Origin of the sequence: Deinococcus hopiensis KR-140 (genome assembly GCF_900176165.1) — a bacterium.
In the GTDB taxonomy this organism is placed as follows: domain Bacteria; phylum Deinococcota; class Deinococci; order Deinococcales; family Deinococcaceae; genus Deinococcus; species Deinococcus hopiensis.
Map to the genome: position 1 here is coordinate 85,001 of NZ_FWWU01000009.1, position 15,416 is coordinate 100,416.

The 15,416-nt window shown below is 68.2% G+C and carries 17 protein-coding genes and 4 tRNA genes (1 of these 21 cut by a window edge); 9 read left to right on the forward strand and 12 right to left on the reverse strand.

What is annotated here, in order from left to right; all coding sequences use genetic code 11:
* The 6 genes from B9A95_RS13650 to B9A95_RS13675 all read right to left on the reverse strand — a co-directional run.
* A protein-coding gene (locus B9A95_RS13650) for a putative bifunctional diguanylate cyclase/phosphodiesterase (protein ID WP_170928646.1) crosses the window boundary here: on the reverse strand, nucleotides 1-1,741 show its 5' portion. 611 nt of this gene lie to the left of the window's left edge; the window shows 1,741 of its 2,352 coding nt (coding positions 1-1,741); it begins with the start codon at nucleotides 1,739-1,741; its stop codon lies off the left edge, out of view.
* Between the two features lie 271 nt (nucleotides 1,742-2,012).
* A complete protein-coding gene (locus tag B9A95_RS13655) occupies nucleotides 2,013-2,978 on the reverse strand; it encodes an asparaginase (protein ID WP_084047826.1) in 966 nt (321 codons plus the stop codon).
* An 80-nt stretch (nucleotides 2,979-3,058) separates the two neighbouring features.
* Complete coding sequence (locus B9A95_RS13660) at nucleotides 3,059-3,244, reverse strand: hypothetical protein (RefSeq protein ID WP_084047827.1); 186 nt, start codon at nucleotides 3,242-3,244, stop codon at nucleotides 3,059-3,061.
* Complete coding sequence (gene hemC / locus B9A95_RS13665; RefSeq protein ID WP_084047828.1) at nucleotides 3,241-4,170, reverse strand: hydroxymethylbilane synthase; 930 nt, start codon at nucleotides 4,168-4,170, stop codon at nucleotides 3,241-3,243. The genes B9A95_RS13660 and hemC overlap by 4 nt, the downstream gene beginning before the upstream one ends.
* A 91-nt stretch (nucleotides 4,171-4,261) precedes the next feature.
* Nucleotides 4,262-4,834: a DinB family protein gene (locus tag B9A95_RS13670; RefSeq protein ID WP_084047829.1), complete on the reverse strand. Its 573-nt coding sequence runs from the start codon at nucleotides 4,832-4,834 to the stop codon at nucleotides 4,262-4,264.
* Nucleotides 4,831-5,793, reverse strand: coding sequence for a tRNA dihydrouridine synthase (locus B9A95_RS13675; protein ID WP_084050729.1), 963 nt, complete (start codon nucleotides 5,791-5,793; stop codon nucleotides 4,831-4,833). The genes B9A95_RS13670 and B9A95_RS13675 overlap by 4 nt, the downstream gene beginning before the upstream one ends.
* Before the next feature lie 307 nt (nucleotides 5,794-6,100).
* On the opposite strand from B9A95_RS13675, the gene B9A95_RS13680 reads away from it, so the two are divergent.
* Together B9A95_RS13680 and argB are read left to right on the forward strand one after the other, a co-directional pair.
* Entirely contained in the window at nucleotides 6,101-6,604 is a 504-nt protein-coding gene (locus B9A95_RS13680; RefSeq protein ID WP_084047830.1) for a GNAT family N-acetyltransferase, read from the forward strand.
* Nucleotides 6,605-6,708: 104 nt separating this feature from the next.
* Complete coding sequence (gene argB, locus B9A95_RS13685; protein WP_084047831.1) at nucleotides 6,709-7,455, forward strand: acetylglutamate kinase; 747 nt, start codon at nucleotides 6,709-6,711, stop codon at nucleotides 7,453-7,455.
* 178 nt (nucleotides 7,456-7,633) lie between these two features.
* On the opposite strand, the gene B9A95_RS13690 is transcribed toward argB, so the two are convergent.
* The 3 genes from B9A95_RS13690 to purE form a co-directional block, all read right to left on the reverse strand.
* Nucleotides 7,634-7,939 (reverse strand): hypothetical protein, encoded by a 306-nt coding sequence (locus B9A95_RS13690; RefSeq protein WP_245808307.1) that lies wholly within the window; start codon nucleotides 7,937-7,939, stop codon nucleotides 7,634-7,636.
* Nucleotides 7,940-8,163: 224 nt separating this feature from the next.
* The gene (gene purK / locus B9A95_RS13695) at nucleotides 8,164-9,279 is read right to left on the reverse strand and encodes a 5-(carboxyamino)imidazole ribonucleotide synthase (protein WP_084047832.1); all 1,116 of its coding nucleotides are present in this window, start codon (nucleotides 9,277-9,279) and stop codon (nucleotides 8,164-8,166) included.
* A complete protein-coding gene (gene purE, locus B9A95_RS13700) occupies nucleotides 9,276-9,818 on the reverse strand; it encodes a 5-(carboxyamino)imidazole ribonucleotide mutase (RefSeq protein ID WP_084047833.1) in 543 nt (180 codons plus the stop codon). The genes purK and purE overlap by 4 nt, the downstream gene beginning before the upstream one ends.
* Nucleotides 9,819-9,856: 38 nt before the next feature.
* Between purE and B9A95_RS13705 the strand changes: the two genes are divergently transcribed.
* From B9A95_RS13705 to B9A95_RS13715, 3 genes are all read left to right on the forward strand, one after another.
* Complete coding sequence (locus tag B9A95_RS13705; RefSeq protein ID WP_084047834.1) at nucleotides 9,857-10,561, forward strand: creatininase family protein; 705 nt, start codon at nucleotides 9,857-9,859, stop codon at nucleotides 10,559-10,561.
* Nucleotides 10,562-10,596: 35 nt separating this feature from the next.
* A complete protein-coding gene (locus B9A95_RS13710; protein ID WP_084047835.1) occupies nucleotides 10,597-11,757 on the forward strand; it encodes a glutamate ligase domain-containing protein in 1,161 nt (386 codons plus the stop codon).
* A 37-nt stretch (nucleotides 11,758-11,794) separates the two neighbouring features.
* Nucleotides 11,795-11,870, forward strand: a tRNA-Lys gene (locus B9A95_RS13715).
* Nucleotides 11,871-12,244: 374 nt separating this feature from the next.
* Here the strand turns inward: B9A95_RS13715 and B9A95_RS13720 are convergent.
* From B9A95_RS13720 to B9A95_RS13730, 3 genes are all read right to left on the reverse strand, one after another.
* A tRNA-Arg gene (locus tag B9A95_RS13720) sits at nucleotides 12,245-12,321 on the reverse strand.
* Nucleotides 12,322-12,351: 30 nt separating this feature from the next.
* Nucleotides 12,352-12,425, reverse strand: a tRNA-Gly gene (locus B9A95_RS13725).
* A gap of 26 nt (nucleotides 12,426-12,451) precedes the next feature.
* A tRNA-Pro gene (locus B9A95_RS13730) sits at nucleotides 12,452-12,528 on the reverse strand.
* Nucleotides 12,529-12,684: 156 nt separating this feature from the next.
* On the opposite strand from B9A95_RS13730, the gene mqnP reads away from it, so the two are divergent.
* The 4 genes from mqnP (at nucleotide 12,685) to B9A95_RS13750 (ending at nucleotide 15,246) form a co-directional block, all read left to right on the forward strand.
* Nucleotides 12,685-13,569, forward strand: coding sequence for a menaquinone biosynthesis prenyltransferase MqnP (gene mqnP / locus B9A95_RS13735; protein ID WP_084047836.1), 885 nt, complete (start codon nucleotides 12,685-12,687; stop codon nucleotides 13,567-13,569).
* Nucleotides 13,551-13,847, forward strand: coding sequence for a hypothetical protein (locus B9A95_RS13740; protein WP_084047837.1), 297 nt, complete (start codon nucleotides 13,551-13,553; stop codon nucleotides 13,845-13,847). The genes mqnP and B9A95_RS13740 overlap by 19 nt, the downstream gene beginning before the upstream one ends.
* Nucleotides 13,848-13,886: 39 nt before the next feature.
* Complete coding sequence (locus B9A95_RS13745; protein ID WP_084047838.1) at nucleotides 13,887-14,324, forward strand: hypothetical protein; 438 nt, start codon at nucleotides 13,887-13,889, stop codon at nucleotides 14,322-14,324.
* A gap of 328 nt (nucleotides 14,325-14,652) precedes the next feature.
* Nucleotides 14,653-15,246, forward strand: a complete 594-nt coding sequence (locus B9A95_RS13750) for an adenylate/guanylate cyclase domain-containing protein (RefSeq protein ID WP_084050730.1) — start codon at nucleotides 14,653-14,655, stop codon at nucleotides 15,244-15,246.
* Nucleotides 15,247-15,416 lie beyond the last annotated feature (170 nt).

Here is a 15,416-nt window from a genome sequence, read left to right on the forward strand (position 1 = left end):
ACTGGCCCAGTGGGCCGATGAGACCGAGCTCCTCGGCCATCCGAATGAACCGTGTAGGTGGGACCGGTCCGTACCGCCGTGAGTTCCAGCGGAGCAGGGCCTCGAAGCCATGGAAACGTCCACTTCGCGTCTCCTGCACTGGCTGGTAACACACCTGAAATTCGCCGTGTTCGACAGCATTTTTAAGTTCGCGTTCCAGTTGGAAGCGCTCGCTCGCCTGGTCTTGCCACTGCGGGTTGTAAAAGCGCCAGGTATTCCGCTCCGCCCGCTTGGCCTGGTACATCGCGAGGTCTGCAAACCTCAGGGCCTCTTCGAGGTCAGAAGTATCGTCGGGTAAGCAGGCCACACCGAGACTCGCGCTGAGCGAGAGCCGCTCGCCCATGATGTCCAGAGGTGCGGCCAGGGCTTGAAGGACCCGCTGCGCCGTCCGTTCCGCATGCCGGAGTTCAGAGAGCTGGGCCAGCACCAGCACAAACTCGTCGCCGCCCATACGGATCAGCAGGTCAGGGGGACCAACGCAGCGTCTGAGGCGTTCAGCCACCTGCATCAGCACCTGGTCTCCCACCGTGTGGCCGAACGAGTCGTTGATCTGCTTGAAACGGTCGAGATCGATGAACATCACCGCGAGTTGTTCTCCCCGGACCAGGGCTTCCCGGGCCAGTGCGGGCAGTTGAGTCTGTACCACGCTGCGGCTGAGGGCACCTGTCAGGGCGTCATACCGCGCCTGCTGATCGAGCCGCCGGGTCAGTCGCCGGTTGTGAATCTCGGTGAGCACAAACCGGAGCAGGGCCAACACCGCCACGACGGCCGTTTGCAGATGGGGTGACCCAGCGTGTGCGGAGCCGTTCAGCGGCTGCGGCAGGGGAACGACAAAGGCCACCACGACGGCGACGTAAGGCAGAAGCGGCAGCAACAGCGCGGTGGTATCGGCGAGGACGGCCTGCACACGGGGAGGCAACGGCGGACGCCTACCCGGCTTCAGGGTGTCGCTGGCGGCCCAGCCGAACAGGAAGGCCGCCCAGCTCCAGGTCAGGTCCAGCCAGCCCCCGACCTGGTAGTGGCTGTGGGTGACCAGGGTACCGTAGCCTACCGATCCCCACAAAAACAGCAAAATCCCGAGTCCCAGCAGTGGGTTGTGCCCGCGGGTGGCTTCCCGGGGGCTCCACAGCGCCATGGCGAGCGCGACCGCGATCATCAAGATGTCGGTGGCTGGGTAGGCCGTGGCGAGCAGCAGGGCCAGCGGCTGCCCAGCGTAGGTGTGCCAGGAAACGGTCACATAATCGATCCACAGCAGGTGGGCGAACGTGACGATGAGCAGCGCGATGTCCAGCACGAAGGTCAGGCGTTGCAGACGACTTGCTGGCGGCTGGAAAAACTGCAGGATGCCCAGCAGAAACAAGACGGGCAGCAGCACGAACCCCAGGTCCGCCACGGAGGGGAAGGTGGTGCGGCCGAGCAGGTCCAGAACGGTGAAGACGACCTCACCAGCCGCCCAACAGACCAGACCGGCCGCGATGGTGCCCCACGCGCGGCGCTGCTGGGGTTGTCCGCGAACCGCCCGAAAGGCCAAGGCCGCGGCCAGCAGGTAGGGCAACAGAAAAAAGAGATTCCCAAACACCTTGCGCGTCAGCCCCGGAGGAGGTGAGGCGGCGACCCACAGGGTATGTCCCGCGGCGATCAGGAACAGGAGCGGCAGCAGCCGTCCGCGTCCCGCACCGGTGAAGTTCGTCCTTTGCCCCATCCTCCACTTATAACGGCTGTAGTAGAGAAAGTCTTGATGGGCACCAGGGATGTCTGGCCCCATCCGTTTCAAGCCCCTGTGCCCGCCCCCGCACCCTCGTCCGCTCGGCTTGATTTTTTCAGGAGGTTCACCGGCGGCCGTGCAATACGCGTTTCCTGGAGCATTTGTCCGAATGGCGCGTGGAAGGGCACCCCTCACGGCGCCATTCTCCCCCACGCGCGTTTCGCTCGCCGGACCCGGTCAAAAAGAAGTCCGCACGTTGACACATGCGCTAGAACGCCCCGTCCCCAAACACCCGCCGAATCTCGGGCACCCCCCGCCCCAGGCTGAGCAGCACCAGCAGCAGCAGCCTGGCCTTGTGGGCGTTGAGAAAGCTGGCGGGAATCGCCCCGGCGTTTACCAGGGTCGCGCCGCCGCCCGCATAGCCGTAGACGGGGATGACGGGGCCGGCATGGGTCCGGGTGGCAATCACCACAGGTTTAGCTGCGCGGGCCGTACGGGCGATCAGGGGCAGCAGTTCGGCGGGCAGGTTGCCGGTGCCCAGCGCAGCGATGACCAGCCCGTCAGCCCGCGCCTCGGCCTCGGCGTAACCCTCGCCGGTCCAGCCCGCGTAGGCGTACAAAATCTCCACGTGGGCAGTCAGTTTGGCCGGCGCATAAGTCGGCCGCAGTTCGGGGGTGGCGAAGTAGCGCAGGTGAGGGGTGTCTCCGGTACGGTCGATCCGGCCAATCGGCCCCGGGTAGCCCCCGAAGGCGTCCACCGCGGTGGTGTGCACCTTGGTCACCGTACGGGCATCGAAGATGTCTCCCCCAAACACGGCCAGCGGACCGCGCCCCTGCGACTGGGCGTGCAGGGCGACGTGGGCAGCGTCCAGCAGGTTGCCGGGACCGTCCCACGAAACCTCCGCCGCGTGACGCATGGAGCCGGTCAGCACGACGGGCACGTGGGTGGCAAGGGCCAGATGCAGGAAAAAGGCCGTCTCCTCCAACGTGTCGGTACCATGGGTGACCACGAGACCATCGTGTGTTTCCGCCAGGCCCTCGATCAGGTGCGCCAGCAGCAGCATGTGCGCGGGTGTGACGTGCGGGCTGGGCAGCTTGAAGGGCTGGTGGTCCGTAATCTCCACGCCCCTGAGGCCGGGGACGGTGGGGGCCGACTGCGGCGTGACGCCCACGCCGTCAGGAGCAGGACGGCTGGCGATGGTGCCGCCCGTGTGAATGACCGCGAGGCGTTTCATAGAACTGGCCTATTGTGACTGCTGGAAGACAGAGGGGCGACGGCAGAGCGCAGCCGCCGACGCGTCTTCTCTGCCACCCTTCAGCGCCTTCGCCATACAGTCAGCACGAGCGCCACCACGAACACCACTGCCGTCAGCGGCAGTTCCGCCACAAGGGCAGCGGGCAGGGGGGCGCCGCCCTGGGTGCGCTGCACGGTGCCGATGCCCAGCCACAGGAAGGCCGCGAGGGCTGCCGTGAGCAGTGTGGTTGCGCTGACGCCCCTCATTCCCGCGCCGAGTCAATCAGTGCCTGTGCGCCCTGCCCCAGCATGTCGGATGCGAGTTCCGCGCCCAGGTCGGCGCATTCGGCGGGGTCGCCGGAGGTGGTGGCGCGGATGACCTGAGAGCCGTTCACCGCGCCCACCCAGCCTTCCAGCGTCAGCATCCCGCCCTTGAGGTTGGCGTGGGCGCCAACCGGAGCCATGCAGCCCGCTCCCAGTCCGGCGAGGAATTCGCGCTCGGCGGTGATGCGGTCGTCCGTGGTGTGGTCGTGGATGGCGTAGGCCACCTCGATGTTCAGGTCGTCGTCGCTGCGCGTTTCCAGTGCCAGCGCGCCCTGCCCCGGCGCGGGCAGCACGATGTCGGGGTCCAGAAACTCGTCGATGCGGTGACGCATCTCGGTGCGGATCAGCCCGGCCGCGGCCAGGATGATCGCGTCGTAGTCAGGGGTGCCCAGGGCCGCGAGGCGCGTGTCGATGTTGCCGCGCAGATCCAGAAGTTGCAGGTCCGGGCGGTAGGCCCGGAGGAAGGCCTTTCGGCGAACGCTGCTCGTGCCCACGCGCGCGCCCTGAGGCAACTCCGCCAGGCGCTTCATGCCTTCCTTGCCGATCAGCACGTCCCGCGCGTCCACCCGTTTGGGGATGGACGACACCTCCAGGCCTTCGGGCTGCTCGGTCGGGAGGTCCTTGAGGGAATGCACCGCGATGTCGATGCGTTTTTGCAGCAGCGCGTCCTCGATCTCCTTGACCCAGAAGCCCTTGTCACCTCTGGCTGCCATCGACTGCAGGCTGGCCCGGTCCCGGTCGCCCTTGGTGCTGATGGTCTGAATGCGGAAATCCGTTTCCGGCCATTCCTCCTTCAGGCGGGCCACCACCCACCGCGTCTGCGCGAGCGCGAGTGTGCTGCCGCGCGTTCCTACCGTCACCGTCCGCATAACCTGGGCAGTATAAGGGGTCAGGGCCCGGGCACGTGCCCCGGGCCCTGACCCCGCTCCTGCGAAGGCCTTAACCCTTGCTCGGCAACCCTTACAGGTCGTCGTCGCTGTCGGGGCCGTCGAGCTCGGCGGCTTCCAGGTCCGTTTCTCCGGTTGTGGTGGGTTGCGGGCGGATAAAGCGCAGGTAGTCCAGCCAGGGCGGCGTGTGCTCCAGCTGCCGGATCAGCAGCGCGATCTGCGCCGTGTGGCGCACCTCGTGGGTCATCACGTGCCACAGCAGCTGATCGAGGGTCACCGTGTCGCTGGCCGGGTCGTCCTGCACCAGCTTGACGGGCCGGGTGAGGTCCGGCTCGGCGTCCAGCAGGGCGCGGGTACGGGCGCTGACCTCCTGGCTGTAGGCGATGATCCAGCCCAGCTCATACTGCTCGGCGCGCGGCTGCACCCAGTCGTGCGGATAGTTGCTCGACACGCCCCCACCCAGCGCGATGCCGTGGACCCAGTGGTCTTCCACGTCCACGATGTGCAGCAGCAGGTCCTTGATGTTGCGAAAGCGGTCCCCGTCGATCAGAGGACGGTCCAGGTCTGCCACCGGGAGGGCCCGCAGGAAGTTCTGAAGCTGCTCCCGCGCCGCAGACAGGTAGGCGTAGTACTCGCGCACGTTCATGGGTGCCTCCCAGCATACTCCGCGGCCGCGGGAAGCCGGGGAGAGGCGGGCGTACCCTCCATCCCACCCTGCTTCAGCAGCGGCGCGAGCGTTTCCCGCACGTCCTCCACGGTGTTCACCTGCACCAGCGCCTCCCGCAGTTCCGGGTGGTCCGGCAGGTACCCCGGCAAGACCTTGCGCAGCGCCCGCACGCTGGGCACGCCGAAGCGGTCCAGGCCGTAGAAGTCCGCGTGCAGCTGGGCATGACGCAGGGCGGTGGCCGCCCGCTCGGGGGCGGGGGGAAGCGCGTCTTCACCGGTGGCGAGCGCCCGGAAGATCCAGGGATTGCCCACCGCACCGCGCCCGATCATCACGCCCGCCACCCCCAAGCGCAGCCTGGCCCGGGCTCCGGCAGCGCTCGTGATGTCGCCGCTGCCGATCACGGGAACGGGCACGGCGCCTGCCACCCGCGCGATCGCTTCCCAATCGGCCTCACCCGTGTAGCGCTGGGCACTTGTACGCCCGTGGACGGTCAGCAGTCCGACGCCCGCTTCCGCCAGTCCCTGCGCGATTTCGACGCTGCGGTCATGGTCCCAGCCCAGGCGGATTTTGGCGCTCACGTCCAGCGTGGTGGCCGAGCGCATCGCCTGCACCAGGGCGTACGCCACCTCCGGCGTCTGCAGCAGGCAGGCGCCGCCCTTGCCGCGCACCTTGGGCACTGGACAGCCCATGTTGAGGTCGATGGCAGCGGGAGAAAACCACGCTTCGGCCTTCTGGACAGCCCGCGCCAGAATGTCGGGCTCGGCTCCGAAGAGTTGCACTGCACGCCGCGTCTCGCCCGGATAGGGACGGCCCAGCGAGAGCTTTTCCGTATCGCCACCCAGCACCAGGCCCCGGGAGCTGATCATCTCGCTGACGGTCCAAAGCGCGCCTTGCTCGGCGGCCAGCTGACGCAGGGGAGCGTCGCTGTAGCCGGCCATGGGCGCCAGCACCGCGCCAGGCCGGGCAAGCTGATGGGCATAGAAGCCGGGACCCCCACGACCAGGACGGGTGGGGACGGCGCTGGTCTGGTCTGGCCTGATTTGGGCAGCGCTGATGGGGCCGGGGCCGCTCGTCATGGGGGCAGGGTAGCGTAAAGCCTGCCCCCCCCGTTCAGGTGAAGCGAGCATCAAGCGCGGGCTGCGAGCAAATTCACCCACGGGCCGGGAGGAGGAGGCGTATGCTGAGGGCCGTCCGGTTTCTGCGCATCCCTATCCTTGATCCACTCCCGGACGGGAGGCTTCCACCTTGAACGTCACGCCGCTGGCGCTTCACCACGCACCCCTGCTGCACGCGCTGTATACCGCCTCGCCCGGCTACTTCGGGCTGCTCGGAACGCGCGTTCCAACGCTAAGCGAGGTGCAGCGCGACGTGGAAATCGCCCTGCTGGACCCCCGCCGCCGCCTGGAACTCCTGCACGACGAGGCTGGAGAACTCGTGGGCAGCCTCGACTGCAAGCTCGACTACCCTGAGCCTGGTGATCTGACCATCAACCTGCTCCTCATCCGGGAGGACCGACAGTCGCAACGCCTCGGCGAGCGGACCGTGCGCGACCTGGAAGCCCGGGTCCCCCCCGGCACCACCCGCATCCTCGCCAGCGTGCTGGGCAACAACCCGCGGGGGGCCCGCTTCTGGGAACGCCTGGGCTACCGCTTTGCCCTCGACGCCCGCCCCGCCCTGACCTGGTACGCCAAGCCCGTCGCGCAGCCCCACCGAACCAAGGCGAAGCTGCTGGGGCTGGCGAGCGATTAGCTGCGCAGGGCGTGGGTTCCGGAGGTCAAGCAGGGTGACCGCCGGACTGCTGAAGCTGGATGGGCGGTTAGACAGTTGGGCGGTCAGACTTCTAGACTCACGCCGTGATTGTCAAATACGGCGGCAACGCCATGAAAAGCCTGGAACTGCGCCGCGCGGTGGCGGCAGAGATCGCGGCGCTGCGGGCCGACTTTCCCGTTGTGGTGGTGCATGGGGGCGGCCCGGTGATCGAGCGGGAACTCGCGGCGCGCGGGATAGAGAGTGAGTTTCGCCAGGGGCTGCGCGTCACCACCCCCGAGGCGATGGACGTCGTGGAGATGGCCCTCTCGCAGCTCAACAAGCAGCTCTCTGAGGAGGTAGGCGGCGCGGTGGGATTGATGGGCCGCGACAGCCGCCTCTTGGTGGCCGAAGTGCACAGCCCCGAACTTGGGCGTGTGGGCCGGGTAACGGGAGTGAACGCGGCCCTCCTGCGGACGCTGCTCGGTGCCGGGATCACACCCGTGGTGGGCTGTGTGGCGGTGGGCGACGGCGGAGCGCTGAACGTGAACGCCGATACCGCAGCCGGAGCTGTGGCCGGCGCGCTGGAGGAAGGCATCGTCTTCCTGACCGATGTGGACGGCGTGTACCGCGCCTACCCGGACCCGGCGAGCCTCGCTTCCCACCTGAGCCGGGCGGAGGCCGAGGAGGGCATCCGTGCGGGTTGGATTGCCGGGGGCATGATCCCCAAGGTGCGTGCGGCGCTGGAGGCGCTGGAGGCGGGCGCGCCCTTCGCCGTGATCGCCAGCGGAATGAAGGCGGGGGTGCTGGCGGCGGCGGCCCGGGGGAAAGCGGGGACGCGGCTGACGCCCTGACCAGCAGGCGAAGAGCAGAGGGCCGAGGGCAGGCCTCCCCACTCACCCCATCACGCTGAAGATCACCGTGACAGGGAGTTGCGTGGGACCGTCTGCCGCCACGTCGTCATTCTTCAGGACGGCGTCCAGGGTGTGGCCCAGGGTTCGGGGAATGCGGGCGCTGCGCCCGTTGCGGGCGTCACGGCGAATCTCGGTGCGGCCAAAGCCCAGGCCGCCGGTGGGGGTGGTGACGCAGGCCCAGTTCGGTGAGGGCGCGCGCCACCTCGGTCGCGTAGCCCTGGCCCGCGTTTCCAGACGAGGAACGGAGGTTCTCGCCCGCTGTGAACGCCCCGGCAGCCCGCGTCAGGTTCTCGGCGGTACCCGGCAGGTCCGGCGGGGCCTGGACCCAGACCGTCCACGGGCGCAACTCGGGCAGCGAGGCGTGGACGGCGGCGTGAACCGCCGGAGCGCGCGGACCTCGCGGAGAACGGGAGGCGGGGGACATGGACTGGACGCCACCGCCCTCCTCCTACGCTCCCCCGCTGAATCGGGAATCAGGGTAATCATGCCTTGGGCGGGCGTGTCAAGCAGGCGTTGGCCGCCCGCCAAAACGGCGGGCGTCAGGGTCGTGAGCGGCAAAAGACGCTTCGTGCCCCAGCGTAAGGAGCGGCGGCTGACGCCCATAAGGCGGCGGTTGGGCGGGTGCGTTGGAGGCCGCCCCTTTCGGCGTCAGGGAATCAGCGTCTCCAGCCTGGCCAACCGCTCGCGCAGCGTCTCCCTGTCTGGCGCGACGAGGTTGACGTGCCCCACCTTGCGCCCTGGACGAGGGGCCTTGTGGTACAGATGCCGCCGGGTGCCGGGCAGCGCGTCGATGGCCGCCCAGTTGGGGGCCGCTCCGTTTGCCGTGCCCACAATATTGACCATCGCGCAGGGCAGCAGCGGGGCCCAATCGGTCAGCGGCAGGCCGAGCACCGCACGCACCTGTGCCCCGAACTGGCTGACCCCACCGCCGTCCTGGGTCAGGTGCCCGCTGTTGTGGACCCGGGGGGCGACCTCGTTGACCAGAAGCCCGCCGTCCGGCAGCTGAAAGAATTCCAACGTCAGCAACCCTTCCAGTCCCCACGCCTCGGCCACCGCGCGGGCGGACTCACGGGCGCGGTCCTCGGTGCCCTCGGGGGCAGCGGTGGGAAACAGGCTCGTGCGGAGAATACCCGCCCGGTGGACGTTTTCGACCAATGGCCCGAAAGCCACCTCACCCGACGCCGTGCGGGCCACCGCGAGGCTGACCTCCCGCTCGAAGGACACGAAGCCCTCCAGCACGCAGGGCACGCGGCCCAGCGCCTCCCAGCCCTGGCGCAGTTCGGCGTCCCCGCTCACGCGCACCTGCCCCTTGCCGTCGTAGCCGAGTTCGGACGTTTTGAGGATGCCCCGCCCGCCCACGGCTTCCAGCGCCCCGGTCAGGTCCGCTTCACCCTCCACCGTCACAAACGGCGCGGTCTCCACGCCCGCCGCCCGCAGCGCTTCTTTCTCCCGCGCCCGGTGCTTGGAGCGGGCCAGCAACTCGCCGCCGGGCCGCACGGGCACCCGGCCCGACAGGGCGGCCAGCGCTTCTACCGGAACATTCTCAAATTCAAGCGTTACCGCGTCGCAGGCAGCGAGGCGCTCCAGCCCAGCGGGATCAGTGTAGGGGGCCCGGAGGTGTTCGGCGCACAGGCGGGCAGGGGCCTGAGGGTCCGGTTCCAGCACCACCACCCGCACGCCGAGCGGCAGGGCCGCCAGGGCGAGCATCTGGGCGAGCTGGCCGCCGCCGAGGATGCCGAGGGTGGGGGAGGTGAAAGGGGTCATTCCGCGCCCGCTTCCACGTGACCCTCGAAAAAGGGATCGCCCAGTACAGCCTGGGTTTGCCTTTCGCGCAGGGCCCTCAGGCGCTCACGCACCGCCTCATCCGTCGTGGCGAGCAGTGCCCCCGCGAAGAGGGCCGCGTTTTTTGCCCCTGCCTCCCCGATGGCGAAGGTGGCGACGGGTATGCCCGCCGGCATCTGCACGATGCTCAGCAGGCTGTCTTGCCCGGAGAGGGCGCGGGACTGTACGGGCACACCGAGCACGGGTACCCGCGTGAAGGCTGCGAGCATGCCCGGCAGGTGCGCCGCGCCGCCCGCCCCCGCGATGATGCAAGAAAAGTTCATGCGCTCGGCCCTCGCCGCGTAAGTGGCGAGCAGGTGCGGCGTGCGGTGGGCCGAGAGCACGCGTACTTCAAAGGGCACGCCGAGATCGCGCAGCACGTGAAGCGCTCCCTCCATCGTCTCGAAATCGCTTCTGGACCCCATCACCACGCCCACGCGGGGGGCAACTCCTGCCTGCTGTCCGTCGGTCACGGCCCGCATCCTACCCGCTCGCCCCCACGGGGACGTTACGGTGGAGCATGCAAATCGAGGAGATGAACTGGGAAGGCGCGGAAGCGTACCTGCGCGTGGATGACTGCTGCGTGCTGCCGCTGGGCTGCACCGAGCAGCACGCCACCCTGAGCCTCGCCACCGACACCATTCTCGCCGGACGGGTCGCGGCGGCGGCGGCGGCGCCGCTGGGCATACCCGTCTTTCCCACACTGCCCTACGGCATCACGCCCACCTTCACCGCCTATCCGGGCACCGTCAGCCTGCGGGTGGGCACCTACCTCGCCCTGCTGGACGACCTCCTGACAGGCCTGCACGCCCAGGGCTTCCGGCGCATCCTGGTGGTGAACGGCCACGGTGGCAACAGCCTCGGTCAGGGCTGGCTGGGCGAGTGGCTGGCCCGGCACCCCGCCGCGCGGGTGCAGTGGCACAACTGGTGGAACGCGCCGCGTACCTGGGCCGCGGTGCAGGCCGTGGATGATCTCGCCAGTCACGCGAGCTGGATGGAGAACTTTCCCTGGACGCGGCTGGAAGGCGTGACCGCCCCCGGGGAGCGCAAACCCATGGTGGACCTTGCCCAGATGCGCCAGTTGCCCCCCGAAGGCGTGCGGGCCCTGTTGGGCGATGGCAATTTCGCGGGCCTCCACGTCCGTCCCGACGAGGAAATGCTGGCGATCTGGCAGGAGGCCGTGGCGGAGACCCGCGAACTGCTGGAGCGGGGCTGGGCGGAATAAAGCCTCGGCCACCCCTCCTGCGCTACCTTCGCCCCATGCCTCCGAATCCCGATCACGACTGGCTGTTTTCCCGCACCCGTGCCGGCCGCGAGCGGGGACCGGTGGGGGCGCGGGCGCTGCTGAACCAGCTGGGAGCGCCGGATGGGCACTTCACCTGCATCCGCGTTGTGGGCACCAACGGCAAGGGCAGCACCTGCGCGATGCTGGAGGCGGGGCTGCTCGCCGCCGGGGTGCGGGTGGGCCGCTTTACCAGTCCCCACCTCCAGCGCTACGAGGAACGCATCCGGATAAATGGGGTGGAGCTGGCCGCCGAACGCACCGCCGCCTTCGTCGACTGGGCCAAAGAACATGCGCCGGACGCGGCCTTCTTCGATCTGACCCTGGCACTGGCCTGCCTGGCCTTCGCAGAAGACCGGATAGAGGTGGCCGTGATGGAGGCCGGGGTGGGCGGGGCTTCCGACGCGACGCAGGCGCTGGCACAGGTGGAAGCTGTAGCCCTGACCAACGTGGCGCTGGACCATGTGGCAACGCTGGGGCCATCGTTGGCCGACATCGCCCGCGATAAGGTGGGGGCGGCAAGGCCCGGCGTGCCCCTGCTGACGACGGTAACGGGCGGGGCGCTGACCGTGGTGCAGGCGGTGACGGCGGAGGTGGGCGCGCCGCTCCTCACGCCGGAGACGCACACCAGGCTGTTCGACCTTCCCCATCCGCCGAGGCTGGTGGGAGCGCACCAGGGCCTCAACGCCGCCCTCGCTGCCGCCACCCTACGCACCCTGGGGTATGCAGCTGGAGTGGAGGCTGCCCTGAATGCCACCCACCCGGCCCGGTTGGAGCGCTTCAAGGTGGAGGGCCGGACTGTCCTCCTCGACGGGGCGCATAATCCCCACGCCACCACAGCCCTCGCCGCCAGCGTTCCCCAGGCGGACGTGCTGCTGTTCGGCAGCCTGGCACGCAAGGACACGGCGGCCACCCTCGCGCCGCTGCTGCCGGTGGCTCCAGTGCGGGTCTTTACAGCACCCGGAGAACCGGCCACCCCACCGGACGAACTGGCCGGACAGTACGGCGGCGAGGCACTTCCCGAACCCCAAGCGGCCTTTGCCCGCGCCCTGGCCCTCACGCCCCCGGGCGGCCTCCTGCTGGTGGCGGGCAGTTTGTATCTGGCGGGCCTGGTGCGGGAGCGGCTCGCTCCCGCTTGACAGGACCCGGCCCGGCCCCTATACTCCCTTTCGCTCTGGGTCGTTAGCTCAATTGGCAGAGCAGCTGACTCTTAATCAGCGGGTTGTAGGTTCGATTCCTACACGACCCACCAGAACAAAGCCCCGCTTGGTGCGGGGTTTTCCCTTTCTTGCCCGGAGTTTCCCTTCAGGTCTCACCGCGCCGGGTGCTCGTCCTGGCGAGACACCTCAGCATGCAGGAAGACTTGGGTCCGCCTTTCCACACCTTGCAATAAGGATGGCGGTTGGTCGGTGACGCAGTTCCGGGCCAACGGGTGCGGACGTGCAAGGCTGCGGCGCAGCGCGGGCAGGAAAAACGGTGACACAGAGTCGAGGAAGTACTGGAGCGGAGGGGACGGAACGGATGATCCGCAAACCGTAGAGCAGGGATGGGAAAGATGCCCGTGTGTGGCCCTGCCGCCCACCTTCTCATCCTGAAAGAAAACCCCCGTCCGGGACGGGGAATCTCTGGCGCACCCTGTAGGACTCGAACCTACGACCGACCGCTTAGAAGGCGGTTGCTCTATCCAGCTGAGCTAAGGGTGCAAAAAGGGGGCCTCCAGAGAGGAGGCCATTTGGAGCGGGATCACGGATTCGAACCGAGGCCAGAAGCTTGGAAGGCTGCTGTGCTACCACTACACCAATCCCGCGAGAACCGCGCGAACACGGTATGTGCTGGTCGAGGCGACAGGATTCGAACCTGCGACCCCTTGGTCCCAAACCAAGTGCGCTACCGGCCTGCGCTACGCCTCGTCCTCATTCGCGCGAAAAAGATGATAGCAGAGAGCCGCGCCGCTGTGTACCTGCCCCGCACGGAAGGGCCACGGGGAAGAGCACGCCCACCCCGGGCACCGATGTGTGCCCTGTCTCGCGGCGGTCCCGGTTCAGGGGACGCTATGCTGCTGCACCGTGAGTGCTGCGGCGCGAGTCAAAACGTACCTGGACCTGGTGAAGTTCGAGCACACGGTGTTTGCGCTGCCCTTTGCCTACGCCGGGATGCTGCTGGCGAGTATGCAGGCCCGGGGCACCGGCTGGCCAGGCTGGTACACCCTGCTGTGGGTGACGGTGGCCATGGCCTCGGCCCGCACAGCTGCGATGGGGGCCAACCGGGTCATCGACCGGTTGATTGACGCGCGCAATCCCCGCACCGCCCGGCGTGAGGTGCCCAGCGGTAAGGTCTCGCCCCGGCAGGCGTGGGTGCTCGTGGTGGTCAGCCTGGCCGTCATGGCCGTGGCCGCCGCGCAGCTCGGCCCGCTGTGCCTGGCGTTGATGCCGCTGGCCGTGGTGTTTCTGATCGGCTATCCCTACACCAAGCGCTTTACCTGGCTGTGTCACGCTTGGCTGGGTGTGACCGACGGGGCGGCGGCGGCGGGTGGCTGGATCGCCGTCACGGGGAAGTTCAGCGTGGGCGCGTGGCTGCTGTGGGCCGTGGTCCTGTTCTGGATGATCGGCTTGGACGTAATCTACGCGACGATGGATTACAGTTTTGACCGCGCCAACGGGATCAGGAGCATTCCCGCGCGCTTTGGCATTCCGCGTGCCCTGCGCGTGGCGGCCGTGAGCCACGTCCTGACCTTCGTGCTGCTGGCCGCCGTGGGGGTGGTCACGGGGGCGAGCGTGTGGTACGCCCTGGCCGTGCTGGTGATGGGCGGCATCCTGTGGTACGAGCACCACATCGTGGACCCGCAGGATCTGGAGCGGGTCAACGTGGCCTTTTTTGACGCCAACATGTGGCTGGCCCTGACGATGTTGCTGGGCGTGGTGCTGGACGTGACGTGGCGGACGCTGACCTGAGGGCGCTCGTTCCACCGGAGGCTGCGAGCGCCTTCCTGGGCGGTGACGAGAAATGGGCCCTGACCCTGCTTTGCCGTACCCGCGATCGCCAGCAGCACGGCTCGGTGGAATGGGCGGTGCTGGAGCGGCTGGCGGGCCTGGTTTTGATTCACCTGCAGCGGGAGGTGGAGGGCACCTTCGCGCTGGAACGGGCCGATGCCGTGCTCGGAACCCAGAAGCGTGACGTGCCCGATCTCGACTGGCTGGAAGCGGCCGGCGGTGGGCCTGAAGAGCGCTAGAATCCCCCAGATGCGGCAGAAGTGGGAGGAGCCGGTTTGATGCTGGAAAGTTCGGAGGAGGAATTCACGGCCCGGTTCCGCGCCTTCGCGGCCGACGGCGAGCTCTATCCCCAGCCCGAGGGCAGCCCCCTGCTTGAATTCGCTGCCGGTGGACGTGTGCTCTATCTGTTTGACCGCAGCGGTCCCTACGCCGCGGTTCCCGGGCCTGCCCGGGTTCTCGTCCACGGCATTCTGGGACCTGGGCAGATCGCGCCGCTTCCCGCAGAGGCAGCGGGCGAGCGGCGCGAGGCCCTGACGGTGGTGGGTGTCTCGGCGGTGGAAGGACGGGGAGAGGTGCTCGCCAGCAGCGCCCAGATCTGCGTGGTTCGGGCCCGCCTGCCCCTGGTCCTGGCGTCGTTCAGCCCCCTCCCGCCGCTGCAGGTGGGCGGGTGGGTCACCTTCCAGACGCTGCCACCGCTGCACGGGTTCGTGCTGTAGTTCACCTCCTTCCACCGGTAAGCTGCCGGTGCCCAGGGTGGTGGGCGGGCCAGAGGAACGTCACGTGGCAGGTGGCTGCACCAACTTCCCGGAAACAGCGCCGGGGAGCGCTCTACCTCCGTCCCCACCACTTTTTGGTCCCTCTGTGACTCGCTCCGCTCGGGGCGATGACGCCGTCATCACGCGTCAACTCTTTTCTTTACCGAACACAAGCGTTGCGGCGGACCGAAAGATTAAACGTCAAAAGAAACAAGAGAAGTCAACTGCTCCATGAGTCTTATGGGGCTTTACTTAAGGAAGGGGCTGAGTCATGATGAAGCCACTCCCCATGAATGATCTCCTCTTGCCTCTGCCTTCCTCTGCGGGGGAGCATCCTGCGGCCTGCCTGGTCACCGTCGATCTGGTGGGCAGCACGCTGCTGGCGCAACGCCTTCCGCTGGAGGTGTACGCGTCCCTGATGGCCGAGTTCGTACAGGTGCTCATCCTGAGCGCCGAGGCGCTCGGTGGCCGGGTGCTGCAGCACCAGGGCGACGCCGTACTCGCCCTCTGGCCAGGAGAACGGACGCAGTCGGGCATCTGGGCCGCGTTGGAGTCCCATGAGCGCACTGGCCGGCTGGGTCTGGCGTCGGCGCTGGGGGTGCAGCTGCAGGTGCGGGCCGGAGTGGCGCTGGGACCGGTCGTGGTGGGCATGGTGGGCGGACAGCTGAGCGCCTACGGCCTGCCAGTCAACTATTCCCGGCGGCTGTGCGACGCTGCCCACGCAGGAGAAACGTTGGTCTGCGAGGGTGTGGTCGGGCAACACGTGGACGGGGCGCTTCTTGCCGCCCGGCCCCTGCCTCACCTGCGCGGATTCGGGCCCGAATGCCGGGCTTATACGGTTCACATGATCAGCCGTCAGTCCCAGTCGCCGCGCAGCGCCTGAAACGACCTGGAGCATGCGTCAAAAAGAGGACTTCTTTTTGACTGGGCCCGGGAAGCGAGCTTGAATGCGCAAGGGGGAGAATGAAGCGGTGTAGGGTGTTCCTCCACGCGCGGCGCCATGCGGACAAAAGCGCGAAGCGGCCCCCTTCCGCTCCGCTCCTCTTCTGGGCA